This window comes from Mucilaginibacter sp. Mucisp86, assembly GCF_047324315.1.
Lineage (GTDB): Bacteria > Bacteroidota > Bacteroidia > Sphingobacteriales > Sphingobacteriaceae > Mucilaginibacter.
Genome location: NZ_CP168503.1, coordinates 5,878,057 through 5,904,095, shown reverse-complemented (window position 1 = coordinate 5,904,095; position 26,039 = coordinate 5,878,057). Strand labels below are relative to the sequence as shown.

Below are 26,039 nucleotides of genomic sequence, written 5' to 3'. Positions count from 1 at the left end.
GCCGGTAACTGATAACAATTGCCCGGTTACCGGCTGAAAGCAACAAAAGATCAATATTTTAATAAATTTCATATGTCGTTTCCACATTATTCACAGTTAGAATATAGCGATTGCGGAGCCACTTGTCTTAAGATCATTTTAAAATATTACGACAAAAAATCGTCTCTTGCACAGCTTCGGGACTTATGCGAAACAACCAGGGCAGGCGTATCCGTTGGCGACCTTGTTAACGCTGCTAATAAACTGCGTTTTGATACGGTCTCTCTATTATGCACAAGCCAATGGTTGATAGAAAACGCGGTTCTGCCTTGTATTATTCATTGGAAACAGGATCATTTTGTTGTTTTATATAAAATTACCGATAAGCATTTTTACATATCAGATCCTGCATTTGGTAAAATCAGGCTAAAGCATGACGTTTTTGTAAACTGGTGGAAAGAAGATGCCGAAAAAGGTATTGCCCTGTTCCTTGAACCCAAAGCCGACTTTGACGAACTTCAGTTAGTATCCTCAACCTTTAAGGAACGCGTTGGCCGGAGTTTTTCCTACTTTAAAGATGCTATTAAAGATCAACACCGGCTTATCAGCGCCCTGTTGCTTATCATTGTGTTTAGCTCAGCCATTATTTATGTGTTTCCCAAAACCATGCAAACGGTAATAGATAAGGGGATCCAGCATAAAAATATTGGCATCTTGTGGTCGGTTCTGGGCTTTCAGCTGGCATTAATATTCGGCCAAAACCTTTTTAACTGGATCCAGGGCTGGGTACGTGTAAAATTCAGTATGAGGATCAGCGTGAAAATGATCACCCAGCTATTACTTAAGGTGATCAAATTACCTGTTCGCTTTTTTGACAGCCGGGTACCAACAGATATTTTTCAGCGCATTGAAGATCAAAAAAACGTAGAGCTCTTTATCTCTGAGCAGCTTATCCAAACCATCGTATCAATAGTATTAACTATAGTACTAACCGTACGCTTGTTTGGTTATAATACTGATATCGGTTACATCTTTTCCATTTTAAGCGTTATATCCGTTTCATGGGTGTTCCTGTTTTACAGGCTTCGGCGACAACTTGATTACACTAACTTCCGGCTCAATTCTGAAAATCACAATCTCGTAAATGAAATTATTCATGGCATGGTGGATGTGAAGGTGAACAATGCCCAGGATAAAAAAATATCACAGTGGAAACGCTTGCAAACCAAAATCTTTGTACTTAAAAACCGTGTACTGCAGCTGGGGGTATACCAAAATATTGGCGTGCAACTTTTAACGCAGCTTAAAAATGTGCTTATTACTTTTTTATGCGCCTACCTTGTTATCAAAGGTCAACTGAGTATAGGCACTATGCTTAGCATTGGTTATATAACAGGACTACTCTCCAACCCCATCGATTCGCTCGCCAACTTCTCGCGTACCATCCAGGACGCTCAGCTATCGTTAACCCGCCTTGATGAAATTATGCAGCGCAGAAACGAGGTTATGGAGGATGCCGGTTACCTGGATATTGAGCCGAAACAAAAGATTGAGTTAAAGAATGTAAGCTTTAAATATGAAGGAAGCAGCCAGCCCTACGTACTCTCAGATATCAATATTGAGATCCCCATAGGTAAGGTAACGGCTATAGTTGGAAGCAGCGGAAGTGGTAAATCTACCATATTCAAGTTACTTCTCAATTTCTACACGCCGCAAAAAGGCAGCATCCTTATGGACGATACCAACTTTGAATTAATGAACCCCGAAAAGTGGCGTGAACAATGCGGCATAGTGCTTCAGGACGGATACATTTTTAGCGGCACCATAGCCGATAATATAGCCGTTGGCGATACGCAACCGGATATGGATAAATTAATAAATGCAGCCCGGATAGCCTGCCTTATTGGTTTTATCGAAAAGCTCCCCCTACAGTTTAACACTAAAATAGGTAATACAGGTATGGGGCTGAGCGGCGGGCAGAAACAACGCCTGCTGATAGCTCGTGCTATTTACAAAAATCCAAAATACTTATTCCTTGACGAAGCAACCAGTTCACTTGATTCAAATAATGAACGGCAGATTATGCAAAACCTTGACGAGTTTTTTAAAGGCCGTACTGTAGTGATCATAGCACACAGGTTAAGTACAGTAAAAAATGCCGATCAGATTATCGTGCTTGAAAACGGCCGGCTCGAAGAAACAGGTCATCACCGGGAGCTTACCCAGGTACGGGGCAAATATTTTCAGCTTGTTAAAAATCAATTAGAATTAGGGAATTAATCCAACAGATAATAAACATGAAGCACATTCAATCCTACTGGAGTTTACCCTGTATTAAAACATACGAAAACGACTATAGCCGCTTTCGCGGCGGCTGGGTAACCGAAAAACACCATGCTATAAGCTGTGCCATGAGCTTAATGCTGCTGCAAAAGTACAACGCAGGTACACCTGTAACCTTATATACAGATAATCAGGGTTTCGACTGGCTGATCAATAAACTTTCCCTTCCTTATGATGATGTAAAGGTTGAGCTTGACTGTATTAACCATATCGATCCGATGCTGTGGTCAATGGGTAAAATATATACTTACAGCCGACAAACTGAACCTTTTTTGCACATAGATAACGACGTATTTATGTGGGAACGATTTAACAGCGAGCTGCTGGCCAAACCACTTATTTTCCAAAACTTTGAGGTAAACCATGGTATTTATCAGCAATTGCATGAAGAAGCAATAAGCAAAAACTTTGTAATCCCCTGTCAGTTTACCGATGCCATGAATAAGAATACCGAACTTACCGCCATTAATGCCGGTATTATAGGCGGTTACGATATTGATTTCTATAAAAACTATTGTGCTTTAGCTTTTGAATTTGTAAAACAAAATGAACATAACATTCTCAATTCAGATCTGAAGGGCGCATATAACCTGTACTTTGAACAACTCTTTTATGCCAAGTTGCTGTTTATGAAATATGGGGACGCGCAAACTGCTGCTGGCACGCTGTTAAGCGAAAATGCAGGCCATATGTATAACCTTACTTCTTTTGGACTGGTACCCCAGGTTCAAAAATATATCCACATGATTGGTCAGGCCAAATCCCATATCAAACTGGCACTACATATGGAAGAACGCTTTTCATTTGAGTTTCCGCGTTTTTACAAGCACATCAGCAATATTTACAAAAATCAGAAAATTTACAGCGCTACTCCTTCCATCCCGACCGACTGGCAGGCCAGCAGTGCGGACAGCAGGTTTGGTTATTGCGAAAGCTACATCAGAAAGCTAAACCACCATATAAAAGATGTTAATGAAGATGTTATAGAAGCACTTTTGGAAGAGAACTTTGATAAAAACGAATATCATAAGCTGTGGGACCTTTACCAGATAGAATGGGCCGTAAAAAACCTTAAGCCGGCAACTGCCTACTGCAACAGCCTCACTTACCTGTACGAATATGACATCAATAATTTCCTTGATCTTGAGTTCAAAATAAATGAAGACTCGTGCCAGATCATACATCTTTATCATGACTGGCCGCACGAATTAACAATCAAAAATATAGGGGCTATGATAGATGATAAAGCCCCGAGCGAAGGTAATTTATCCCCGTACCTCATTTGCCGCGAAAACAACCGGTTTAAACTCATCCTTTTAAAAAACTGGTTTATGGTGTTTGATTTAATTAAAGATCAGGGACTTAAAGGAAAAGAAATAATTAAAATCATGAGCAATCATGATCAGATAAAAATAGAAGTCGGCTCCATAAATGATGGTCTTTATCATTTTTTATCGAGCCAGGCATTCGTATACAACAGGCTTTTGGTAGCCTGATGCAAACATAACCCAAATCATATGATCATAACTAATACCCCACTATTCCGAAAAATATACATCTCTCTCTTTTTCATGCTTTTCTGTACCGCTTCTTATGCTCAGTTAAGTATAAAGGGTTTTATAAAAGATAGTACAGCCGTATCCATTCCCGGTTGCTCGGTTAAATTGACTTCGGCCACGAATCAAGGCTTTGTACAAACAGCTTTAAGTGACAAAGATGGGTCCTTTACTATTAATCACTTGCAAAAGGGCATTTATAGCATGACCATAACCAATGTGGCTTATAATACCCTGTCAATAAAAATCAACCTGGCAAATGATACCACCATCAAGGTAAAATTAACAGACCGTATCAACACCCTGTCTAACGTAACAATAGCAGGTAACAAGCGGCTGCTTGAACGCAGACGCGACAGGTTTATTTTCAATGTTTCCAATTCGCCATTTACACTTGGGAACAATGTTTTTGAAGTGCTGAGGCAAACACCCATGGTGCAATTAACAGACCAGGGTGCATTAAACATACTCGGCAACCCGCAAAATGCAACTGTTTTCATTAACAGGAAAAAGTTCCCGCTTACTGGTGAAGACTTGGCCAATTTCTTAAAAAATATGCCTGCAGATAATATCCTGCAGATAGAAATTCTCAGTGTTCCGCCACCTTATTATGATGTTAACGGCCCTGTTATCGATATCGTCCTAAAACATCTTGATATAAATGGCGTGAGGGGTTCAACATCCCTTGCCTATGAACGGGCCAGTGTAAACCGGGGTGTTTTATCAAACAGTCTTGATATCAATTCTAACCGATATAACCAAACCATTTCTATCGGGCTTAATGATGGAGACTATTTCAAAACCATCGACAAAACTACCGATTTTCGTGGTGCGCAGCCATCAACGGTAACATCTGACGTAAATACCCATGCCAACCGTAAAGGAATAAACATCTATACCGATCTCCGGTATAGTTTAACACCGGTTTTAACTATTGGAACACAACTGATAACCAACAACTCCAAAACCAATAGTAATGGTGATGGCGCCGAAATTATTGAACCTGCTGCAATCAATTCAGACTATCAGCAAGTTGACCATGTAAAAAACAACCTGCTGTCAAACAATGCGTTCCTGAAATACAATTCGGAAAAGAAACAAACTTATTTTGAGTTAAGCACAGACTACTTAAAAGCCGATATGGACCAGGACAACCGCTTTACCAGTAATCTTCCGGGCGGCAATTACCAAAATATATCGCCACAGCATATACGCAACTATGCTGTTAAAACAGATTTTTCAAAACCTGTTTTCGCAAAGGTTTTATTAACAAGCGGCCTCAGGTATAGTAACTCAACCATAAATACTCCTTACCAGGCCTTTGACCTGTCAAATAATGAAGTTAAACCTCTCGACGAGTTTTCGGCCGACTTTCATTATAGCGAGAACATCTATTCAGGATATTCAACTTTAGAGCGGGATTTTGGCAAAAAATGGTCAGCAAAGATTGGCCTGCAGGTTGAGCACAGTCATATCCATACCGAAACACAATCGGCCACTTTGCAAACCAATAAACAGGATTACACTTTCATTTTTCCATTAGGCTATCTCAATTACAGCCCTAATGATAACAATTCATTTTCACTAACCTCAAAAATAAACAACAGTCGCCCGGGGTACAGCTATCTTAACCCCGCAAGACGATTGATAGGCAGCAGGACCATCACCGAAGGCAATCCATATCTAAACCCATCAAACGGCGGTATAGTAGAATTGATGTACAGTTTAAAACAAACCTATTACTGGGGGCTTACCTATACCCAAAACAATCGCCTGTTTAGCCAAATCAACCAGGTTATTAACCAGGACACTTTATTAATTAAATGGCAAAACTGGGGAAATCAAAAACAATATAACTTTTGGTTTTTCACACAACGAAACATGTTCAAAAATCACTGGACCGCTTCAATAAATACAAACCTTGGCTACTATCAACGCAGCTATAACACAAGTATTACTAACTCAACTGCTTCAAACAGTAACGTGCAATTATTTGCATCCTTAAATAATTCATTTAGCAAAATCGGCTCTAAAAATCTTAGTCTTTATTGCAATATAAGCTTTAACACACCCGGCAGGTACGGATTATGGAGGGATAATACCAGCAGTTACCGCATAGACCTGGGAGCCGGTTATAACATTCCTAAAAGCAATTTCAGACTCTCGCTTGCAGTAAACGATTTACTGAAATACAACGACCGGCATGTGTACAACATTAATGAAACCGACGATCAGTACACCAGGGTAATAACCAATAGCGATGCCCGGAGCATACGCCTTACGGTTAGTAAAACCTTTGGCAACCTGAAGGTAAAACGCATCGATAAGCGAAACACCAGTAACGAAGATGAAAAACAACGAATAAAATAATCTCTTTAAAATCCTAAAACCATGAAATCAAAATCTCTTAAATCATTATTTCAAAACACCTTAAGTAAGGCTGCAACAGCCCCGCAAAGCCAGGTAACCATACTAAATGGCGAAGTCATGGATCTGCTTTACGGAGGGGTACGTAGCGTTAATGAATGTGCAACCCATTCAGGATCATGCTCTGAGCTTACCGCCTGTGGCACCTATAATTCATGCAATGATAAATGTGCAATTAACAACCTTGCAGCCTGAAATAAAAGCATCTTTTAAACCCTGCAATACCTCGTGAAAACAGCAAAAGGCTGTTCCGCTTTCCGGAACAGCCTTTGTTATTTTCTAACCGGGTACCACTATAGTTTGTTATTATTGAGGATACCGGTTATTGTTGTTTCAATTTCTTTATTCGATACAATCTTATATTGTGCTGAATTGAAATTCAATATCCCGTCAACAACGGAGCCATTTTTATCATAACGCTTTCCGGTTATTTCAATAGCTCTGTTGGCCGATATAACCCCATCAAATTTGCAGGGGAAATTTCGCTGTTTTCCTGTGCTTATGTTTGTGACTGCAAAATAGCTGGATGAAGGATCGATATGAAGGATTATGGAATAAAGAACTTTTTTGTCCTTTTCAACCGTGAAAGAATCTGTTTTAAATGTGGTTGCAGCTTTTAAAACATCATCCATACCGGGCTTTTTTGACAGGTACATTGCGCTTCTGTCGTTATTGATATTACCATCAAGAGGTATATAATAATCCTTCACTAAAAAACCTGCATTTTCGAAGCTTAGTTTTTCATATGAATTAACCGGGAGATGATTCCCTGTTTGTGCAAAAAGGCCTAATGGCAATGCAGTGATAAAAATGGCAGATAATATTTTCATAGGTGTATTTTTTATTTTAGACGAATAATCCGGGCAATTGGTTGCAAAGAAAGGATGATTTTCTTTGCAAGTATCTAACGCTTAAATATCCGTCACAAACTTTGCTGACTAATCCTGCCTGATCCAAAAATATTACTAAAATGATATGTAAGAAAAAAGAAAGAAAGGCTGTAAGCTATTAACTTACAGCCTTCTACATCTATCAGATGTACTCTTGTCCCTTATACATACGAACCGATTTAGAGATCATTTGAAACGCGTGGCGCGGATGAATTGGGGTTTAAAGAGTAAGGGGACAGGATATATTGATAAATAACGCATTAACTATTGCTGCTTTTTTAGAATAGTTTTTCTTCCAATAAGTCTTTCCATGTAATTAAACCTTTAGCGTGATCCGAATAATCATGTACGATGCGGCTAAAATGCTCAGGATTAGTTTCAAGATATTGCTGTCGCCCTTTTGTCCTTATTTGGCCGAGCAAACCGTCTATTCGCTTTATACTCCGTTCAAGTTCGTAAATAGATTTTTCAATGTGCCATATATAGGTTGCTTCTTCAGTGTCTAATGTTTCCCACACCAAGTGATATTGATTATTGCCGGAAAGTAGAAACACAAATGAAAATGGCTCCAATACAAAGCGGAGCTTTAATATAGATCTTTCATGTTTCTGGGAAAGATACCGGATATGGCTATGGTGTTTATACTATTTAAGTGCCAGTATATTTTCCAGTAAATCATCTTCGTTGGTATAAATTAATTGCTCACTGTCGCCTTGCACTTGCCCGGCATCCAATATATTTTCTTCGCTGGCCCGGACACCTTTTATGATCTCTTTATTTAAAAAACGGAACTTTACACTTTCAATAACCTCGTGGTTTATTTTATCAAGGTCGTTTGAGGTCGCTGATTTAAAGACTAGTCTGTTATGTTGGAACGTAGCCCGGATGCTGACTAACACAGTTGTACTTTTTAGAAATCGAATAAAGTACGGCTTGAGAACGGCGAACTCTGGTCTGACATTTAAATTCTCTATTTCAAACTCAACTTCTTTATTATTAAAGTCAGCAATGACATGCTTAAAAGCAATACTACCAAATCTAAATTCCAATTGTTCGATCGTCACCTCGATTTTCTCGTTTATTTGACTACTTACTATTTCGCTTTCATCTATTGGATTTGTTAGGCCGCTTTTATCAAGTTCTTTATAGTACAGGTTTCTTTTCTGAAATAGTCTTTCCAGATAGCTTATCTTGTGGTCTCGATAATCATAGATAACGGGTGATACTTCTGATCGTTGTACTCTGCCAATATATTGAATGAGTTTACCCTCAAAAGCGAATGGGTAGACCAAAAACAAACACGATATATCTTGAATATCAGTTCCTTCTCCAAAATACTGGCCCGTTGTGATCAGCACCTGAAAATCACCTTTATTTATGGCCGCCCACTTCGATTTTTTACTTAAGTCGGAATCTTCGCCGCTCAATGCAATAGTGTCGTATTGTTGTTTTAAATATTGTTGAAGCGAACCAATATGATCCTTTCGCTCTGTTATTATAACAGCTTTTTTACCTAAGTTCAACTGCGACACTACATCATTCAAAATAAGTTGGTTCCGCGCTGAATCATGTATCAAGATCTTAAAAAGGGTTTCAAACTTATCTGTCTTAATGTTGAATGGAACAAACAAGTCGGTATCTCTGACAATGATTCGACTACCAATTTGGTTTTGTACTTCAGGTGCTTTCACCTCATGGATGATCTCGCCCCAATAAATAAATATTAGTTTACAATCGTTATATTTTCTGAATGGTGTGGCAGTCAACCCGTACATGTAATAACTATTTAGTTTTCCGATAACCCGCTGAAAGGTTTCCGCTGGAATATGGTGGCACTCATCAATAATAACAGTACCAAAAGCGTTGTTCAATTTCGGAGATTCTGCTGTATCCAACGCTTTTTCCATACTTTGAATCATGGCGACTGTGATGTGTTTGCCTATTTTATTTTTCCCCTGTCCAATACAGCCTATATCTTTTTTTGGGATACCCAAGAACGACTCTATACGCTCTATCCATTGATCGGCCAACTGCTTACGATGAACTAAAATGAGCGCCGGTTGCTGTTTGTATTTTATGATAACAAGGAAAAGGTACAAGCTTTACAGGATGTTAACGAAAAGATTTACAACCTTGAAGAAAGGTTGATGAATAATGAAATCGAAAATTCGACCTATCAGACTTGGTTTAAAAAATTTAAAGAGGAAAAAGCTGCTTTGGAATATGCGCTAAGTGACGATAAAAAGTCTAAAGTAGAGCCGGACGATGATATAATTGAGCGTTTGTTACCCGAACTTTCTAACATCTTTCAGATTTATGAAAAAGGTAACATAATTCAGAAGCAGACCCTGATTAGGGGGGTGTTCAAAGATAATCTGTCGTGGGGTGGGGAAATGTTTAGAACCACTTTTGTCGATCCGGCGTTCTATGATAACGTACTGAAAGTCAAAGAAAAAGGGTTGCTTTTTTATGAGCAACCCTCTCGGATTTTGGGCTTGAGCCCGGTAAGTACCCAGAGCCGGAGTCGAACCGGCACGGTTTCCCACAGGTGTTTGAGACCAGCGCGTCTACCAATTCCGCCATCTGGGCATTTTGTAAGTGTGTTCCCTTACAAGCGGGCTGCAAATGTAGATAAACTCTCCTTAATTCGCAACAAATATTTTTGTTTATAGTAAATATTTGCAATTTCTATCCGGCGGCTTTCTTTAGCAATGTCGTCCAATTCTTCGTAGTCTTTGGTCAGCTTCGCCAGCTCTTCATTCATATCCCCCTCAATAGCAAGTGTTTCTGAAGTTATGGTTGCTAATTCGTTGGCGTCTTCCACTTCCATCAGGCGTTCATTAATATCCATCATTTCCATTAAAAAATCTGCAGGTAATTGTGGTTTTGCTCCCTCAGATACCAGGTCATGCAGTTTTAAAATGTATTCTAAACGCTTAGCGGGGTCGCCAAGTGCCAGATAAGCCTTGTTGTTTATGGTCGACAGTTCTAAAATCTCCTGTTGTTTCGTCTCATCCTCGTCGGCATAAAAATCGGGATGATAAAGCTTGCTCAGCTCGTAAAACTTTTTCTTCAGCAAAGCCTGGTTAACTTTAAAAGACTCAGGGATGCCATAAAATTCAAAATAGTTCATAGCGGCAAAGATAACTATTAACGGGCTATTCATGCCGCTATGAACTTCATGCTTGAGTAAGTTATCTGCTATTCGTCGGGCTTTTCCTGGTCGGCTTCACTTTTCTTTGCCATTTCTGTCGCAGGATGCTTATCAGCAAATAGTTTTCTATCTTTAGTTAAAGTGGGAGCCACTCCCAATATTCCTATGCCCGCAACAGCCAATATCATAAACATGATAAGCCCGCAAAGCCTCATGAGCCTTTTAATTTTTTTCATCTTACATCATAAAAATGATGGGCACAGCCCTTATAGGGGCCGCCACCCGAATAATTAAAATGGGGTAATTACCTTTTGGTAATCAAAAAGGAAAGATTATCCTACAAAGAATAGCTATCATCGGCGGAATCTGAACCGAAAACCTTAATAAAAGAGTGATATTTGATCTGGTTATTTGGTATGAACAACCATGATGTTTGCTTAACCACAGTATGAGTTTGAAGGCTATGCAAAAAACTTAAAGCAAGCAGGCTACACGTTCCGGAAATTAAAGCTGAAATGGTATTTCGGTTGACTCCCTTTAAAGTAGCACTGTATAAAATTGATTTGGAGATCCTATTGGTATAACCGGCAACTAATGTTGTGTGCGGCTTATCAAACCTGTTTGACGTTTGAATAGCAGGCCCCGAAAACGTAAAAAAGCCAAGCAGTATAATAGCTGTTAGTAGCCATTTAGACAATACGCTTTTCACCGGGATCAATTTCATTGAATAAATATAGTGAGATTACTTTACAAAAAAGGCCCCTGCGAAAAATCACAGGAGCCAGCCCATACATCTGAAAAAAAATCTTATTTCATGTAATCTTTATCTAAAAACAAATAACGCGCGCGGTTAACTTCCGGCTTTTCTTCACTTTTAACATCTATATTCATGAATTTAACATTATTGTTATCTGTAATTGCCGACCATTTAGGCAAGCCTGCGCCATTAGGGTTTGCCTTTTTTATAAAGTTGGCAAAGTAGTTTTCCATAGTTTCGGATACCTTGAAGTCATCAGGGGTCCAGGCATAGGTTTTATTTCCGGCCAGGTTACCCATAGCATACTCAATTTCTGAAGCATGTGCTGCTCCTACCGGCGGTGGCATTTTAGGGGCAGGTTTGGCTGCATCACCTTTAACTACCCCACCTGCAAGTCCTGGAGTAGCGTTGCCCATTGAGGCAACCATCGCGGGGCGAACGCGTGAAAACAAGTAACGATAAACCGGCTTCCCTCCTGTTTGCACCTGCAGATCGGCCCATTTCCATGTACTGTATACAATAAAGCGATCGCTTGATAAATCGGTGGCTACTTTAATTACTTCCCCGTCATTTGCAGCCGGATATAGCTTCAAAGCTTCTTCGGCCCTGTCACCATATAGTTGCTTTAGCGTTTTGGTGTAATTTTCAAGCGTTGGGGCATCTCCGCGCATCATAAACTGAAAAGGCACTTCGGCCGAGTTCCACCCTACCAGCAATGGCACTTTAGCCTGCTCGCCTGCCATAAATATTTCGGGCAGCGATTTCGGTAACAAGTAATTATCAATGGTGGCCGACATTGGCGGCGTACCGGGTTTAAAGGCATCATTCAATAGCTGTTCGGCGGGTATAGCCCGTAAATCAGCCAGGGTATTTGCTTTTTCATTAGCGGCAAACTTAACACCGTTTTGTTCCGCATCAGCCAGCGGAATAGGGAAAAGTGTTGGTTTAATACCTGCTCCGCTTTCGCCGATAGCACCCGCTATCAGATTTTTTGATAAGGGTGAAGCCATTTGTACCGACACAGAAATGGATCCTGCAGATTCGCCTGCTATGGTAACCCGTTTAGGATCGCCACCAAACGCAGCTATATTTTTTTGTACCCAAAGCAAAGCCAGGTGCTGATCAAGGTATCCATAATTGCCAGATGAATGATTAGGAGATTCCTTTGTTAATTCCGGATGCGAAAAGAAGCCAAACACACCAAGTCTATAATTTACGGTTAAAGCAACAATGCCTTTTTTAGCCATGCTCTCACCATCATAACGCGACTCCGACCCATCACCGGCCATCAAGCCGCCACCATAAAAATAAACCAGCACCGGCAGTTTTTCTTTTGATGATTTTGCCGGTGTCCATACATTAAGGTACAAACAGTCTTCGCTCATGCCTGATGACCTGAACCCCATATCGCCAAAAATTGGCTTTTGCATAGGGTTATGGCCAAAATGATCGGCCTTTAAAGTACCCTCCCAGTTTTTGGCGGGTTGGGGCTCTTTCCAGCGCAAATCGCCAACAGGTGGCTGGGCAAAAGGAATACCTTTAAAGCTTAAAACGTTTGATGCTTCACGCGTGCCCTCGAGCGCACCAGTCTCAACGGTTGTTTTGTTTGCAGATAGCTGCGCCATTACCCTTACAGAGGCTACCTGCGCAAGCAACAGCATTACTAAAATTGGTTTCTTCATTATTGGTTATTTGGTTTGTAGCGAATGTATAAACGAGCGAATAAGGATAGCAGACCTTATTGTAACATAATGATACAATAATAAAATATTTAAGCTCACATTTCAAATTTTTTTGTTACTTGTGCAATCATTTTTTTAGGACTGCATGAATAAAGAGTTTGAGCAACAGCAAAGTAATATCAGTGGCGAAGGTTTTTTGCCCGGTTTGGCTATCGACACCGTTATTTTCGGGTTTCACGATAACCAGTTAAAGGTATTGCTGCTATCCTATAAAAACTCATCATTATACGCCCTGCCCGGCGGTTTTATTCATGATAACGAAGATGTAAATCAGGCAGCCCGCCGGGTTTTGGAAAGCCGCACGGCATTGAGCAATATCTATCTGGAACAGTTTTATGTATTTGGTAACTACAGCCGTTATGACCCTGCACCACTTAAAGCCATAATGAAAGCCCGGGGGTATGAACCTCCTCATAACCATTGGCTCCTGAAACGTTTTGTTTCAATTGGTTATTATGCCCTTGTTGATTTCACCAAAGCTGTGCCTGCACCAGATGAAATATCAGATAGCTGCGATTGGTACAGCCTCGACGAATTACCAGTTTTGATGCAGGACCACAATCAAATTATCGATAAGGCCTTAGAAACCCTCCAAAACAATCTTGATCAAAAGCTTATAGGCTTTAACCTAATGACCGATGAATTTACTATGGGCGATCTCCAGTCGCTTTACGAAACTATTTTGAACAAAAAACTTATCCGTGCGGCTTTTCAACGTAAAATGCTGGGGCTTGGCATTTTAGAACGGATAGCCAAAAAATGGACAGGCGGTGCACATAAAGCACCGTACCTGTATAAGTTTATCTCAGGTAAAGTACAGGCAGGTAATTAACGGAAGACTATGTTTTCCGGACCTCGTTGTGTGCTTTGAGGCAAATTATAATGTCGCAATTAACCCCTTAACATGTCTTAATACCACCCTCCTGTATAGGGGCTACAAGCCTTATCTTTACTTTATAAAATCACTCAATTATAAATCAAAAACAATCAGACATCATGTTAGTCGTAAATCCTTATTTAAACTTTAACGGTAATACCGAAGAAGCATTTAACTTTTACAAATCGGTTTTTGGGGGCGAATTTGCCGTAGTAATGCGTTTTAAAGATGGTCCGGAAGCATCAAAACTTGCCGAAAAAGACCAGAACAAGCTTATGCACATTGCACTGCCACTTGGCCCGGGCAATATGCTTATGGGTACCGACGCTTTGGGAGTTGAAGAAGGCGGTATGGGCTTGGTAACCATGGGCACTAACTTTTCGCTTACTATCAGTTGCGAATCAAAGGAAGAGGCTGATAGGTTTCATGCCGGTTTATCAGCCGGACAGCAAAGTGGTGGCCCGATGCGTGAAGAGTTTTGGGGCGACTACTTTGGTTGGATTAAAGATAAATTTGGCATCAGCTGGATGATCTCCTACAATCCCAACCGTCCGCAATAATTAAAAAACAATCAGGGATGCCGATAATAAGGGCATCCCTGATACCATATTCCTGATCTCCATTAAAAGTACAGCTAATCAAAAACTTATGATGGTAGAAGTTTTTAAAACCAATGTAAATAAACGCCGCCAGGCCAGCATGCTTTTGGATGCCATTCACAAAGCATTTGGAAATCATAAAGCCAATTTTGATTTGGATGATTGTGACAATATCCTGCGGGTACAATGTGACAGCGGCACTTTATGTGCAAAATCGCTGATCAGCTTTTTAAATGATTTGGGCTGCAGGGCCGAGGTTTTGACCGACTAATCTTATTTTCTGCAAACAAATCATTTAAAGGCAAGGTAATACATTAATATAAATAATTATTATGTTAAAAGACAGCAAAGCATTTAGCGGATTTTCGGTAGATGATACAGCCAAAGCCAGAGCGTTTTATGCTGATGTACTTGGTTTAAGCGTAAGTGATTTGCCTGATATGCAGGGCTTACTTAACCTTAATATAACAGGCAGCACTCCCATATTGATATACACCAAGCCCAATCATGTGCCTGCAACCTTTACTATTTTGAATTTCCCGGTTGATGATGTAGAAAAAACTGTAGACGAGCTCAGCGCCCGCGGAGTTAAGTTTGAAATTTACGATCAGGAAAATTTTAAGACAAACGAAAAGGGAGTATTCCTGAGCGGCGGACCTAAGATAGCCTGGTTTAAGGACCCCGCGGGGAATTTTTTATCCATAATAGAAAAGTAACCTTGTGCACCTGTAGCCGGGGTCAAATAAGGGGGAATAAATAAATCCCGTTTTGGGGAATAACGGCTACCTGCCGTGGGAATAAATTCCTCGGCTAATTATTAACTTTCCGTTAATTTCTCAGTTTTTTTACAACTTATTTCGTGTATTACCCGTATAAAAGCCCATCGAACCTTTGATTGTGGCTTTTTTTATTTCAGGAATGTTTTTTGCATATAATTAAATGAAAAACAAAAGCGGCAATTGTGAAGCTATTTATTTTATACTTAGCTTTTAGTTAAAATAACTCATAAATTCATTTACTTTTTCATTAATAATATTTATTAAGTTTATATTTTGCGATATATCAAAAATTTACAACAAACAATAATTAAATCAACATACCGATTAACAATATAATTGCTTCTCACTTATTAAATAACCCCAATTAAATTAAGCATGAAAAGAACGCTACTTATAGTTGATGATGACCTGAGCATATTAAAACTGCTCAACTTTATCCTTTCAAAAGAATATGATATCGTAGTAAAAAATAACGGTATAGAAGCTTTTAGCTGGCTTGAGGATGGCAATATGCCCGAGCTGATCATATCCGATCTTCAGATGCCTTATTTCGACGGGCAATCATTTATAAAAAACGTTAAGATCAGCGGTTTTTACCGCGACATTCCGGTAATATTACTTTCCGCCGCCCATGATCTTGACACCCAGGTAAGTGCCATGCCTTTTAAGGTTGATGCTCACATACACAAGCCATTTAATCCAACCGCATTAAAAACAGCCATTAACCAAGTTTTACAAGTTTATGAATCATCAAACATCTGATTGGAACGAAAGCTCAGGTTCTAACATCAGGATAGCTTATGCCGGCAGCGAGTTCAAGGAAAAAATCTCGAATGGCTTAAACGAAGGCTTCAAAATTGCGTACAACAATACCATTGATCAGCTTAATGATTATCTGGGTGAGCAATCTATTTTGTCTGTCCCTGATATTATTTTGGTTGAAGTTGATACAGAAGGGAAATGGATCAAATTGGTTGAAGAAGTTAAGAGCAGCTTCCTGTTAAACGGTTTGATTATCGTATTGCTTTCATCAAGAAATGATAAAGCCTTAAAGCAACAAGCCATTAAGCTGAAAGTACACGATTTTTATGGAGAGCCCTTTTCTATAAGCGATCTGCGTGAGCGGCTCAACTTTTTGGTACGTTTTAAACTGATAAAACCCAAATTACTTGAATTGTCAAAGGTTGTTGATACTGCCTATAAAATGCCTGCAGGTAAACGCCTCATCGACCTTGTAATTTCGGGTGGTATGATGCTGGTTTTATCGCCGGTTATGCTTTTAGTCGCCATTTTGATTAAGCTGGATTCAAAAGGTCCGGTATTTTACAAAAGCAAACGCGTTGGTACGGGTTATAAGGTATTTGATTTTTATAAATTCCGGTCGATGCGTACCGATGCTGACCAGTTGCTTGCAAAATTATCTGCCGAAAACAACCAGTATGCAGCAGAAGGCGGCGATAATAAAGTAGCATTTGTTAAAATCAAGAACGATCCGCGTATTACCAAACTGGGCAACTTCCTGCGCAACTCAAGTTTAGACGAACTGCCTCAATTGTTCAATATCCTGCGTGGCGATATGTCGGTAGTTGGCAACAGGCCTTTGCCGTTGTATGAGGCTGAGATGCTTACCTCAAATGAATGGTCGATGCGTTTCCTTGGTCCTGCAGGCTTAACCGGTTTATGGCAGATCAGCAAACGCGGTAAAGAAGACATGTCTGAACGTGAAAGGAAAAAATTAGATAATTTTTATGCTCAGAAATACTCTATTTGGTTAGATTTAAAAATTATTGTAGGTACCGTACCTGCCCTATTCCAAAAAGAAAAAGTATAACTCTATGTCGGTGAAACTAAAGCTCACGTATCTTTCTATAATCGTTCTTTTTTTTTCCAGCCGCGTACAAGCGCAGCAAAGTTCATTTATAAACGACGTTAACTATCCGTATCTTGAAAAACTGATAGCGACTGCCAAAAAGAATTATCCTGAAGTTAAAGCACGCCAAAGCCAGGTAAATGCGGCCAAAGGGCTTTATAATTCAACCGTATTTTCATGGCTTGAAGGCGTAACGGCATCTTACATTTATAGCCCGCAAACATCAATCAATATTTCGCAGCCAACAATATTTAAAGGCTACCAGATAGCCATATCATTAAATATAGGCCAAATGTTTTCAAGACCAGGGGTTATCCGCCAGGCAAAAGAAACTTATAAAGCGGCTGAATACCAGCAGGCAGCATATATGTTAACCCTTGAGGCACAGGTTAAGCGTTATTACTTTGCTTATCTTGCAGCACAAGCCGATTTAAGGTTGCGGGCCAATGCTGTAATAGATGCCGAAAGTGCGGTTAAGCAGTTAAAATATGCATTCCAAAAAGGTGAAACAACTTTTCAGATTTATAACGAACAACTTAACAGTTTATACAACCAAAACTCTTTTAAAGTACAAGCCGAATTAGCGACATTTACAGCCAAGACCAATCTTGAAGAATTATTGGGTACTAAATTAGAAGACGTTAAGTAAACGATGGAGATAGGCAATTTTTTCACGCTACTAAAGAAATACAGAACTACACTGATTATAATACCGCTTGTAGCGGTTATTGCATCGTTTTTCCTGGTAAAAAATCTGCCCGATAATTATCAGTCGCATGCTGAAATTGCTACCGGTATTATTGACGCATCGAGGCACCTTCTTGATAAAGATGCTACGGCCAATGTACAGGAGCAGCAGGTTTATCGCGAATTCAGCAACCTGATAGCCATCATGAAGCTAAAGAAACTTATTGACCAGGTTTCTTATTCGCTCATGATCCATGACCTCACGGATCCTTATCCTTTTCGTAAACCAAGTAAAGAATTACTTGAACTGCACTCGTATGAAAAGGACAACGTGTTAGGCATTTTAAAAAAGAAATTTGCTACCCTCGAGCCGTTATCCGTTTATGATAAAACAGAAAACTCTGTTGTAGGACTGCTCAGATCAATGAGATACGATGAGCGTAACATCATGAAAGACCTGGTGGTTATGCGTAACGAAGACAGTGATTTTATATCTGTGAGCTTTGATTCAGAAAACCCTCAGCTTTCTGCCTTTGTAGTAAACACCTTGTGTAAACAGTTTATTGACTATTACACCCAAAGTGTAAAACAAAACGAATCAAACGCGGTAACATTTTTATCTAACCTGCTCGATGCTAAACGTAAAGCCCTCAGCGATCAAACCGGCAAATTGCAGCAATATAAAATTGAAAATGGCGTACTGAACCTTGACGAGCAGTCAAAGGCTATTTTTGGCCAGATTATGGTTTACAACGACAAAAAGTTGCAGGCCGAAAAAGATATGATAGCGAACCAGGGTGCTATTGATGCTATCAACCAAAAGTTCACACCCGATGACCGGAAGTATGTTGAGGCTGTAACCAACAAATACAACCAGGCTATTATTTCTACCCAGGACCAGTTGCATACGCTTGAAGATCAGTATGTAAGAAGCGGATTTAATAACAAATATAAAGAATCGATTGACTCCTTACAGCAACAACTTGCAAATCAGATTAACTTAACATCTGATAAATACATTACCAATCCGCTCATAGCTAAAGACGACCAGATCAAACAAAAACTTACGCTTGAGGTTTCGCGCGATTTGGCCAAGTATAGTGTCAAATCAATAGAAAATGAGTTAGCAAATCTAAATGCTAAGTTTTCACGATTAGTTCCGTTTGATGCCAAAGTAAAAACTTACGACTTTGATATTGACATTGCAGGTAAAGAATATCTTGATGTATTAAACAAATACAATGAAACCAACCTGCGCTCAAGCGTTTCGATAAAACTCATCCAGGTTGAAATGGCCCAGCCTGATGTAGCGCAGCCATCTAAAAAAATGCTGCTTATTATTCTGAGTGGTATAGGCAGCTTATTTGCCTGCGTTTTTTGGCTGTTTGTGTTGTTTTATATTGATGATACTATTAAAACCCCTACCGAACTGGTTAATAAAACGCAACTACCGTTATTGGGCTATTTAAATAAGATCAGCGGTGAAAACCTCGACTTGCGCAAGCTCTGGGACGTGGAACACCGCGAGAAAATGAAGACCTTTAAGGAGCTGTTACGCTCCATAAGATTTGAAATTGACCAGGAATTAAAGGGCGAAAAAGTGTTAGCCATAACAAGCGTTGAACCGTCTGAGGGTAAAACCCTTCTTGCAATAAGCTTGGCTTACTCCTATTCTATGATTAACAAGAGGGTGCTGCTAATTGACGGTAACTTTAATAACGCCACCATCAGCAATACGGCCAAGCCACAAACTTACCTGGAAGATTATTTTAAAAACAACCCGTTGGGACAACAAGAGCTCAGCAGTTCAAACACCACTGTTTTAGGTAACCGTGGTGGAGACGTAACCCTGCTTGAAGTTGGCAGCGAAGAATTTGTAAAAAGCAGATTTGATGATTTACGTTCCAAATATGATGTTGTGATCATTGATACTGCTCCGCTTACTGCACTTAATAAATCAAAAGAGTGGTTATTGTTTGCTAATAAAACGATAGCGGTATTTGAGGCTAATAAAAAGATAATCAACGCTCAAAAGCAATACATTGCCTATTTAAAAGGATTGGAAAACAGGTTTGCGGGTTGGGTACTCAATAAAACTGATTACAATCAGAAAAAAGAAAAAAGTTCTTAATTAACCGGCGCCGCGAAGCACCCTTAAATAATAATACTACTTAAAATGAGAATAGACCCTCCAAAACCGGAAAAGGATCCGTTTGAAGATTTAAGTCCCCTGCAAAAAAAAACACGTAAGGCGGCTATAGTATTTGCATTTATCGGTGTGTTTGTATGGGCGGTAAAGATCCTGTTCCTGTAGATTTAAAAAAGCATTTCTATTCTACCTTATGCGAAATGAACAAACAGGCAATAATGACATTAAGCGAAACTTTTGGAAAAACCTTTTAATCCAAAAGTTTTCGCATCCTTTTGCCTTGTTTTTCCTGCTGATTACTTCACTTGCCATAAGCTTTTTGACCTATAAACTTGAATTTATAGGCGTGGGTGCTGTGTTGGCGTTAACTATAGGATTGCCAATAGTATTTGCCATTACTGTTTATCCCGAATTCGGGATCTGTGCATTGATCATTGCGGCATTTTTTATCGGTTACGTTTCGGAATTTTTACCCGATCAGGTACCCATTGGTACCTTGATGGACGTAACAACGTACCTGCTCATCCTCGGTTTTTTTATTAAACAACGTACCGAACGAAACTGGACTTATTTTAAAAACCCAATCAGTTACATGATATTAGTGTGGCTGGCCTACAATATGCTTGAGTTTGTAAATCCATCCGCCGAATCAAGACTGGCCTGGATATATACTGTGCGTACAATAGGCTTTATTATGCTCATGTACTATGTTTTTGTTTTCCAGATCCGCACGATAAAGTTTATTAAAAAGTTGTTAAAGCTCTGGATCTTCCTCGATATACTGGCCGGAATCTCTGCCTTCCAACAAGAAAACATTGGCTTTTTCCCATTTGAACACAGGTATCTGTATGCTGACCCAACTCGCGTAAGTTTATTATTTATTAACGGACACATGCGTAAGTTTGGTATCTTTTCGGACCCCGTTACGTTTTCATACAACATGGTTATTGGTGCGCTGCTTTGCATTGTGCTTATTATGGGGAATCTTCCGCTTAAGCGCAAGGTAATCCTTGGTTGTATCGCCGGCTTTTTCTTGTATGTGATGCTCTACTCCGGTACAAGGGCCGCTTATGTATTAGTGCCGGGAGCGCTTTCAATGCTGGCGGTTTTAAATTTTAACAGACGGGTTTTAACCTTTACGCTTATGGCAGGTGCAATGCTTGGTGTTTTAATAGTGATGCCAACGTCAAACCCATTAATTAAGCGCTTCCAAACGGCGTTCAATCCCTCCGATGACCCCTCTTATAACGTTCGTGCCGAAAATCAGAAAAAAATAAAACCGTTTATCCTCTCCCACCCTATTGGCGGAGGTTTAGGTTCTGTAGGGGTTTGGGGCCGAAAGTTTTCGCCAAACTCTATGCTGGCTAAATTCCCTCCCGATAGCGGCTACGTACGCGTATCTGTCGAGATGGGCTGGGTTGGCCTGCTTCTTTTTTGTACGCTGTTTTTTGTTGTACTTAAAACCGGGATCAACTTTTATTTCAGTATCAAAAACCCCGAACTCAAAAACTACTGCCTGGCAATGTTACTGATCCTTTTTGCGTTCAACATAGGTAACTTTCCACAACAGGCACTCGTTCAATACCCATCAAACATCCTGTTTTACCTGGCCATATCCATTCTTGTAGTATGCAAACGAATTGACGATCAGGAACAGGAGCAATTAAAAAAAAAGAACAGTACAGGTGCAATACTAATTAACTAAGCAGATGTCATTTGTATCATCCATAAAATCAAATCCGAAATTAAAAAAATTAGTCCACTGGATGCTGATCCCACCGGGCCAATCGAGGCCAAGGCTATGGGTAAGGCTTATCCTTAACCGCTTTTTTCACGAACGTGGTAAAGGAAGCGTAGTGAGGAACAACGCCCGGATGGACCTTTTCCCATTCAATAAGTTTTCACTTGGCGCAAAAAGCATCGTAGAGGATTTTGCTGTGATTAATAATGGTGTTGGCGACGTTTTTATTGGAGAAGGATCTGGCATTGGTATCAGCACTGTTGTAATCGGCCCGGTTAAAATAGGTAATTTCAGTATGACGGCCCAGCACGTTGTTATCTCCGGTCTTAATCACGGTTACCAGGATGTAAGTATCCCGCCACGCCATCAAAAAGTTACCACTAAACAAATCACTATTGACGATAATGTATGGATAGGCGCTAACTGCGTGGTAACCGCCGGTGTAACTATAGGCAAGCATTCGGTTATCGGAGCTGGCAGCGTGGTAACACGGGATATTCCGCCTTATTCGGTAGCCGTTGGCAATCCGGCCAAAGTAATAAAACAGTACAATTTCACAACACAAACCTGGGAGAAAGCGTAAAACAAAATACATGAGTTTATTTAAAAAACTAATAAACAAACACACGCTTTCATTGGCGACCAATGCGGTTTTGCCGGTTTTGGGGATGGTGATACTATCATTGCTGGCCCGCCGGTTAAGTAAACCCGACTTTGGCAACTACGTATTCTTCCTCATCGTGTTTACACTGGCAGACACCTTCCGCACCGGCTTCCTTCAAACATCCCTCATTAAATTCTATGCAGGATCAACACCCGAAAGGAAGAAAAATATATCGGGATCAACCTGGTACCTGGGCTTTATCATTACTTCGGTATTTGCCATTGTAAACCTGCTGATCTATCTTATCTACAGAAACCCGGGGGCCGATATAGCCATTACGCTTAAATGGTTCAGTCTCATTTATTTTTGCACGCTTCCATCGGCCGTAAGCCTTTGGATATTGCAGGCTGAAGAACGTTTTGATAAGATGTTCATTCTCCAGTTAATGAACCAGGGGGGCTTCCTCGTACTTGTGGTTTGTGTAGCAATAGCAGGAAAATCAAACTTTGAAACAACTATCTACTCTTACTTTGCAGCAAGCCTGTTAAGCAGCCTTATTTGTATTATTATTGGCTGGGCCAAAGTAAAAAACATAGCAAATAAAAGCAGGGATACTATAAAACAAATGGCTCATTTTGGCAAATACAGTGTAGGTACGTCAATAAGTTCATACTTGCTCAGAAGTTCTGACACACTGATTGTAAAACCTATGTTTAGCCCTGATCTGCTGGCTGTTTACTATATTCCGCAAAGGCTGATGGAAATTTTTGAAATCCCATTAAGAGCTTTTATCTCCACTGCCTTACCTGTTATGTCGGCAGCTATACAACGGGGCGACCAAAAATATGTAAGCTATATTATGAAAAAGTATGCAGGAATGCTTACTATAGCGCTCACCCCTATTGCTGTGTTTTGTTTTGTCGCTGCCGATCTTATCATCGGTTTGCTATTCGGTGCTAAATACCAACACTCCGATGCGGGGAATATCTTCAGGATTTTCATGTGCTACGTGATGCTGCTACCTATCGACAGGTTTTTTGGGATCACGCTTGATATCATAAATAAGCCCCATCTTAACATGATCAAGGTATTCCTGATGTTGACAGTTAACGTAATCGGCGATTTTACGGGTATCCTTGTGTTCCACAGTCTTTACGCAGTTGCTATTGCATCTATCTTCACATTTTTTACCGGGGCAATATTTGGTTATTGGGCATTAAAGAAAAACCTGCAATTTAAAATATCCGACATCTTTGTTTTAGGTTACATCGAACTAAAAGAGTTGATAGGACTTGTGCTGAGCAAAATCAAAGGAAAACAATTAACCGAATAACAAGCTATATCATATGGAGCTAAAGAACCGGCATATCGTTATATTATCGCAAATGCAGTTTGATAGCCGCCTGGAATCAACTAACTATACCATAGCCAAACATCTGGCTAAGGATAACTACGTCTATTATGTTGACAGGCCTTATACCTGGAAAGATTATATCCAGTTTAAAAATACCCCTGGTTATAATACCCGCAAGCCGCACTTTTTTTCGCCGAAGGATAGTTTTATACAAACAGAGATCCCTAATTTAAAGATCATCATTACTCCTCCTGTACCCTCAATCAATTCGTTGCCAGAAGGTGCTATATACCGCCAAGCCCTGAAAATAAACGAAAGGATTGTAGCAAACCGGCTCAATAAGGTGATTAAAAACCTCGGGATAAAGGATTACATCTTCATCAACTCGTATGCGTTTTATTACCCAACCATGCACCGGTTATTGAAGTTAAAACCGCTGCTCAAGGTTTATCATTGTGTTGACCCTTTGATTGAGGAATACCAAACCCGCCACGGCCTCATATCCGAAGATATTTTGGTAAAAGATATGGACATGGTGATCAGTACCAGCAAGGAGTTGAGCAACACAAAAAGAAAGCTTAATCCTAACTCGTATTTTGTTCCTAACGCCGCCAACATCAGTCACAGCCAAAAAGCGCTTGACCCGGCTTTGCCGGTGGCTGGGATTCTGGCCGATGTCAAAAAGCCTGTCATTGGCTATTTTGGCAATATTGAACGCCGTATCGATTATGATTTGATAACACAATTACTGAAGCAAAACTCCGATAAAAACTTTGTTTTTGTGGGCCCCGTTGCTATTGATTACGAAAACAACACCGTTTTTAACGCTCCTAATATTTTCAAAAAGGGTGCAGTACCATATGAGCTGTTACCTGCCGTACTCAAAGGCTTTGATGTTGCCATCATCCCCTTTAAAAAGGATGATGTTAGCAGCTCAATTTTTCCACTTAAATTGTTTGAATACCTGGGCTCCGGCCGGCCGGTTGTAATCACGGATTTCAACGAAGATCTGGAAGAATTTACCGGCGATACGGTTTACATCTGCAAAAATGCAGATGAATTTACCGCCGCCCTTAACCTGGCTTTAAATGACACCCCTTTTTTACAGCAAAAAAGATTAAAAGTAGCAGCACAAAATACATGGGAGCACCGTATAACAGAGATCAAGAGCCTGCTGGCAACAAATTTGAATAATAAGCAGAAAGGTTAATTTTTAGAGAAACACATCTGTTACTTATAATTAATTATAAAACGGGGTTTATCATCAAAAACACATGGAAATCATCAAATTCATTGCATCTGTTATCGCCATTCTATTATTTATATACCTTGGTGTATATAGCCTGTACCTGTTTGTGTTCTCCGTGTTGGGGAAATTAATCCCCATTAAGCAGCCAGCTCCAGCAAAAGCGCTCAGTAAATTCATCGTTTACATCTGCGCTTATAAGGAAGATGAAATTATTTTAAACTCGGCAGCAGCAGCGCTGACCATCGATTACCCTAAAGATTGGTTTACGGTTTGTGTTATTGCCGACTCCATGAAACCTGAAACCATTGTTAAATTAAAGCAGATGCCTTTGCAGGTGGTTGAAGTAGTTTTTGAAACCAGTACCAAATCAAAAGCGTTAAATAAAGCTATTGAAAACACAGCTGCCGGCTATGATGCCGCCGTTGTTTTTGATATTGATAATATAGCCGCACCTGATTATCTGCACCAGATCAATAATTATCTGCGGGCAGGCCACCTTGTGGTACAAGGCCATCGCGTAGCAAAAAATTCAAATACGCAGGTAGCCATACTTGATGCTGTGAGCGAAGAGGTTAACAATCACATTTTCAGAAAGTCACAACAGTTATTTAAATTTTCGGCAGCCATCATTGGTTCAGGAATGGCTTTGGAATATAAGCTTTTTGTGAATGTAATGTCGCGTATTGACGCTGTAGGTGGCTTTGATAAAGAAATGGGACTACTGCTTACCCGCGACAAGATACACGTTGCTTATGCCGAAAAAGCATACATATATGATGAAAAAGTAAGTAACCCGGCTGTATTTGAAAAGCAGCGTAAACGCTGGCTTTCGGCGCAGTTTAACTTGCTTAAAAAGTACGGAGCTACAGCACCTGCCCAGTTTTTTCGAGGCAATTTTGATTATGTAAATGAGATTTACCAGATGGCTATCCTGCCGCGCGTGCTGATGCTTGGCCTGATGCCGCTGATGTTGCTGATCTCTTTTTTCACTCCGGGTATTGGCCCGCACTGGCATTTATGGCTTGGTGCAACTGTGGCTTGTTACCTTGGTATCATAGTTGCCATACCGACATCGTTCTACAACGGAAAACTTTTAGAAGCTATGCTTAAACTGCCACTTATATTTTTCACCATGTTCCTGCTGTTGTTCAAACTGAAAGGAGCAAACAAAAAGTTTATTCATACGCCGCACGATCACGCTCCCGCAGAACCCGTAAATGACCAGGCTACTGCAGTTAAATAACGGAAACAACGTTGATAATTAATTGAATCAGGAATTTAT

Annotated in this window: 25 protein-coding genes and 1 tRNA gene; 18 read left to right on the top strand and 8 right to left on the bottom strand. The window is 40.0% G+C overall.

Annotated features, from left to right (window positions below; genetic code table 11):
• The first annotated feature begins 72 nt into the window (after window positions 1-72).
• The 4 genes from ACEN9X_RS24710 to ACEN9X_RS24695 are packed head-to-tail and all read left to right on the top strand — an operon-like array spanning window position 73 to window position 6,500.
• Window positions 73-2,259 carry a peptidase domain-containing ABC transporter gene (locus tag ACEN9X_RS24710; RefSeq protein WP_413667665.1) on the top strand — a complete coding sequence of 729 codons (2,187 nt, stop codon included), beginning with the start codon at window positions 73-75 and terminating at the stop codon, window positions 2,257-2,259.
• Window positions 2,260-2,276: 17 nt separating this feature from the next.
• The gene (locus ACEN9X_RS24705; RefSeq protein ID WP_413667664.1) at window positions 2,277-3,818 is read left to right on the top strand and encodes a DUF6734 family protein; all 1,542 of its coding nucleotides are present in this window, start codon (window positions 2,277-2,279) and stop codon (window positions 3,816-3,818) included.
• A gap of 21 nt (window positions 3,819-3,839) precedes the next feature.
• A complete protein-coding gene (locus tag ACEN9X_RS24700; RefSeq protein ID WP_413667663.1) occupies window positions 3,840-6,248 on the top strand; it encodes an outer membrane beta-barrel family protein in 2,409 nt (802 codons plus the stop codon).
• 21 nt (window positions 6,249-6,269) lie between these two features.
• Window positions 6,270-6,500 (top strand): hypothetical protein, encoded by a 231-nt coding sequence (locus tag ACEN9X_RS24695; RefSeq protein WP_413667662.1) that lies wholly within the window; start codon window positions 6,270-6,272, stop codon window positions 6,498-6,500.
• A gap of 98 nt (window positions 6,501-6,598) precedes the next feature.
• Here the strand turns inward: ACEN9X_RS24695 and ACEN9X_RS24690 are convergent, their stop codons facing one another.
• From ACEN9X_RS24690 to ACEN9X_RS24655, 8 genes are all read right to left on the bottom strand, one after another.
• Window positions 6,599-7,135 (bottom strand): hypothetical protein, encoded by a 537-nt coding sequence (locus ACEN9X_RS24690; protein WP_413667661.1) that lies wholly within the window; start codon window positions 7,133-7,135, stop codon window positions 6,599-6,601.
• Between the two features lie 338 nt (window positions 7,136-7,473).
• Entirely contained in the window at window positions 7,474-7,767 is a 294-nt protein-coding gene (locus tag ACEN9X_RS24685) for a hypothetical protein (RefSeq protein ID WP_413667660.1), read from the bottom strand.
• 72 nt (window positions 7,768-7,839) lie between these two features.
• Window positions 7,840-9,294, bottom strand: coding sequence for a DEAD/DEAH box helicase (locus ACEN9X_RS24680; RefSeq protein ID WP_413667659.1), 1,455 nt, complete (start codon window positions 9,292-9,294; stop codon window positions 7,840-7,842).
• Window positions 9,295-9,704: 410 nt separating this feature from the next.
• A tRNA-Leu gene (locus tag ACEN9X_RS24675) sits at window positions 9,705-9,784 on the bottom strand.
• 19 nt (window positions 9,785-9,803) lie between these two features.
• A complete protein-coding gene (gene hscB, locus ACEN9X_RS24670) occupies window positions 9,804-10,328 on the bottom strand; it encodes a Fe-S protein assembly co-chaperone HscB (RefSeq protein ID WP_413667658.1) in 525 nt (174 codons plus the stop codon).
• 68 nt (window positions 10,329-10,396) lie between these two features.
• Window positions 10,397-10,585, bottom strand: coding sequence for a hypothetical protein (locus tag ACEN9X_RS24665; protein ID WP_413667657.1), 189 nt, complete (start codon window positions 10,583-10,585; stop codon window positions 10,397-10,399).
• Window positions 10,586-10,686: 101 nt separating this feature from the next.
• Window positions 10,687-11,073 (bottom strand): hypothetical protein, encoded by a 387-nt coding sequence (locus ACEN9X_RS24660; protein WP_413667656.1) that lies wholly within the window; start codon window positions 11,071-11,073, stop codon window positions 10,687-10,689.
• An 83-nt stretch (window positions 11,074-11,156) separates the two neighbouring features.
• Window positions 11,157-12,788, bottom strand: a complete 1,632-nt coding sequence (locus ACEN9X_RS24655) for a carboxylesterase/lipase family protein (RefSeq protein ID WP_413667655.1) — start codon at window positions 12,786-12,788, stop codon at window positions 11,157-11,159.
• A 145-nt stretch (window positions 12,789-12,933) separates the two neighbouring features.
• On the opposite strand from ACEN9X_RS24655, the gene ACEN9X_RS24650 reads away from it, so the two are divergent.
• From ACEN9X_RS24650 to ACEN9X_RS24585, 14 genes are all read left to right on the top strand, one after another.
• Window positions 12,934-13,680, top strand: coding sequence for an NUDIX hydrolase (locus tag ACEN9X_RS24650; RefSeq protein ID WP_413667654.1), 747 nt, complete (start codon window positions 12,934-12,936; stop codon window positions 13,678-13,680).
• Between the two features lie 164 nt (window positions 13,681-13,844).
• The gene (locus ACEN9X_RS24645) at window positions 13,845-14,285 is read left to right on the top strand and encodes a VOC family protein (RefSeq protein WP_413667653.1); all 441 of its coding nucleotides are present in this window, start codon (window positions 13,845-13,847) and stop codon (window positions 14,283-14,285) included.
• Window positions 14,286-14,373: 88 nt separating this feature from the next.
• Window positions 14,374-14,595 carry a hypothetical protein gene (locus ACEN9X_RS24640; RefSeq protein ID WP_413667652.1) on the top strand — a complete coding sequence of 74 codons (222 nt, stop codon included), beginning with the start codon at window positions 14,374-14,376 and terminating at the stop codon, window positions 14,593-14,595.
• Between the two features lie 61 nt (window positions 14,596-14,656).
• Window positions 14,657-15,040, top strand: a complete 384-nt coding sequence (locus tag ACEN9X_RS24635) for a VOC family protein (protein WP_413667651.1) — start codon at window positions 14,657-14,659, stop codon at window positions 15,038-15,040.
• 438 nt (window positions 15,041-15,478) lie between these two features.
• Window positions 15,479-15,865 (top strand): response regulator, encoded by a 387-nt coding sequence (locus tag ACEN9X_RS24630; protein ID WP_413667650.1) that lies wholly within the window; start codon window positions 15,479-15,481, stop codon window positions 15,863-15,865.
• Window positions 15,846-16,934, top strand: a complete 1,089-nt coding sequence (locus ACEN9X_RS24625; RefSeq protein WP_413667649.1) for a sugar transferase — start codon at window positions 15,846-15,848, stop codon at window positions 16,932-16,934. The genes ACEN9X_RS24630 and ACEN9X_RS24625 overlap by 20 nt, the downstream gene beginning before the upstream one ends.
• A 4-nt stretch (window positions 16,935-16,938) precedes the next feature.
• Window positions 16,939-17,622, top strand: coding sequence for a TolC family protein (locus ACEN9X_RS24620; protein ID WP_413667648.1), 684 nt, complete (start codon window positions 16,939-16,941; stop codon window positions 17,620-17,622).
• A 3-nt stretch (window positions 17,623-17,625) separates the two neighbouring features.
• Complete coding sequence (locus ACEN9X_RS24615; RefSeq protein WP_413667647.1) at window positions 17,626-19,791, top strand: exopolysaccharide transport family protein; 2,166 nt, start codon at window positions 17,626-17,628, stop codon at window positions 19,789-19,791.
• 45 nt (window positions 19,792-19,836) lie between these two features.
• A complete protein-coding gene (locus ACEN9X_RS24610) occupies window positions 19,837-19,974 on the top strand; it encodes a hypothetical protein (RefSeq protein WP_167667979.1) in 138 nt (45 codons plus the stop codon).
• Between the two features lie 28 nt (window positions 19,975-20,002).
• Window positions 20,003-21,514, top strand: a complete 1,512-nt coding sequence (locus tag ACEN9X_RS24605; RefSeq protein WP_413667646.1) for an O-antigen ligase family protein — start codon at window positions 20,003-20,005, stop codon at window positions 21,512-21,514.
• 4 nt (window positions 21,515-21,518) lie between these two features.
• Complete coding sequence (locus ACEN9X_RS24600; protein ID WP_413667645.1) at window positions 21,519-22,133, top strand: acyltransferase; 615 nt, start codon at window positions 21,519-21,521, stop codon at window positions 22,131-22,133.
• Between the two features lie 10 nt (window positions 22,134-22,143).
• Window positions 22,144-23,487, top strand: a complete 1,344-nt coding sequence (locus ACEN9X_RS24595) for an oligosaccharide flippase family protein (protein WP_413667644.1) — start codon at window positions 22,144-22,146, stop codon at window positions 23,485-23,487.
• A 13-nt stretch (window positions 23,488-23,500) separates the two neighbouring features.
• A complete protein-coding gene (locus tag ACEN9X_RS24590) occupies window positions 23,501-24,718 on the top strand; it encodes a glycosyltransferase (protein ID WP_413667643.1) in 1,218 nt (405 codons plus the stop codon).
• Between the two features lie 64 nt (window positions 24,719-24,782).
• Entirely contained in the window at window positions 24,783-26,000 is a 1,218-nt protein-coding gene (locus ACEN9X_RS24585; RefSeq protein WP_413667642.1) for a glycosyltransferase, read from the top strand.
• Window positions 26,001-26,039 lie beyond the last annotated feature (39 nt).

What these genes read in the sequence shown, in the direction of transcription:
- ACEN9X_RS24620 (WP_413667648.1), top strand. Translation starts at nt 16,939, where the DNA reads ATGTCGGTGAAACTAAAGCTCACGTATCTTTCTATAATCGTTCTTTTT.
- ACEN9X_RS24640 (WP_413667652.1), top strand. Translation starts at nt 14,374, where the DNA reads ATGATGGTAGAAGTTTTTAAAACCAATGTAAATAAACGCCGCCAGGCC.
- ACEN9X_RS24665 (WP_413667657.1), bottom strand. Translation starts at nt 10,585, where the DNA reads ATGAAAAAAATTAAAAGGCTCATGAGGCTTTGCGGGCTTATCATGTTT.
- ACEN9X_RS24635 (WP_413667651.1), top strand. Translation starts at nt 14,657, where the DNA reads ATGTTAAAAGACAGCAAAGCATTTAGCGGATTTTCGGTAGATGATACA.
- ACEN9X_RS24695 (WP_413667662.1), top strand. Translation starts at nt 6,270, where the DNA reads ATGAAATCAAAATCTCTTAAATCATTATTTCAAAACACCTTAAGTAAG.
- ACEN9X_RS24590 (WP_413667643.1), top strand. Translation starts at nt 23,501, where the DNA reads ATGGAGCTAAAGAACCGGCATATCGTTATATTATCGCAAATGCAGTTT.
- ACEN9X_RS24595 (WP_413667644.1), top strand. Translation starts at nt 22,144, where the DNA reads ATGAGTTTATTTAAAAAACTAATAAACAAACACACGCTTTCATTGGCG.
- ACEN9X_RS24650 (WP_413667654.1), top strand. Translation starts at nt 12,934, where the DNA reads ATGAATAAAGAGTTTGAGCAACAGCAAAGTAATATCAGTGGCGAAGGT.
- ACEN9X_RS24690 (WP_413667661.1), bottom strand. Translation starts at nt 7,135, where the DNA reads ATGAAAATATTATCTGCCATTTTTATCACTGCATTGCCATTAGGCCTT.
- ACEN9X_RS24645 (WP_413667653.1), top strand. Translation starts at nt 13,845, where the DNA reads ATGTTAGTCGTAAATCCTTATTTAAACTTTAACGGTAATACCGAAGAA.
- ACEN9X_RS24610 (WP_167667979.1), top strand. Translation starts at nt 19,837, where the DNA reads ATGAGAATAGACCCTCCAAAACCGGAAAAGGATCCGTTTGAAGATTTA.
- ACEN9X_RS24655 (WP_413667655.1), bottom strand. Translation starts at nt 12,788, where the DNA reads ATGAAGAAACCAATTTTAGTAATGCTGTTGCTTGCGCAGGTAGCCTCT.
- ACEN9X_RS24660 (WP_413667656.1), bottom strand. Translation starts at nt 11,073, where the DNA reads ATGAAATTGATCCCGGTGAAAAGCGTATTGTCTAAATGGCTACTAACA.
- ACEN9X_RS24710 (WP_413667665.1), top strand. Translation starts at nt 73, where the DNA reads ATGTCGTTTCCACATTATTCACAGTTAGAATATAGCGATTGCGGAGCC.
- ACEN9X_RS24585 (WP_413667642.1), top strand. Translation starts at nt 24,783, where the DNA reads ATGGAAATCATCAAATTCATTGCATCTGTTATCGCCATTCTATTATTT.
- ACEN9X_RS24625 (WP_413667649.1), top strand. Translation starts at nt 15,846, where the DNA reads ATGAATCATCAAACATCTGATTGGAACGAAAGCTCAGGTTCTAACATC.
- ACEN9X_RS24630 (WP_413667650.1), top strand. Translation starts at nt 15,479, where the DNA reads ATGAAAAGAACGCTACTTATAGTTGATGATGACCTGAGCATATTAAAA.
- hscB (WP_413667658.1), bottom strand. Translation starts at nt 10,328, where the DNA reads ATGAACTATTTTGAATTTTATGGCATCCCTGAGTCTTTTAAAGTTAAC.
- ACEN9X_RS24705 (WP_413667664.1), top strand. Translation starts at nt 2,277, where the DNA reads ATGAAGCACATTCAATCCTACTGGAGTTTACCCTGTATTAAAACATAC.
- ACEN9X_RS24615 (WP_413667647.1), top strand. Translation starts at nt 17,626, where the DNA reads ATGGAGATAGGCAATTTTTTCACGCTACTAAAGAAATACAGAACTACA.
- ACEN9X_RS24700 (WP_413667663.1), top strand. Translation starts at nt 3,840, where the DNA reads ATGATCATAACTAATACCCCACTATTCCGAAAAATATACATCTCTCTC.
- ACEN9X_RS24605 (WP_413667646.1), top strand. Translation starts at nt 20,003, where the DNA reads ATGCGAAATGAACAAACAGGCAATAATGACATTAAGCGAAACTTTTGG.
- ACEN9X_RS24600 (WP_413667645.1), top strand. Translation starts at nt 21,519, where the DNA reads ATGTCATTTGTATCATCCATAAAATCAAATCCGAAATTAAAAAAATTA.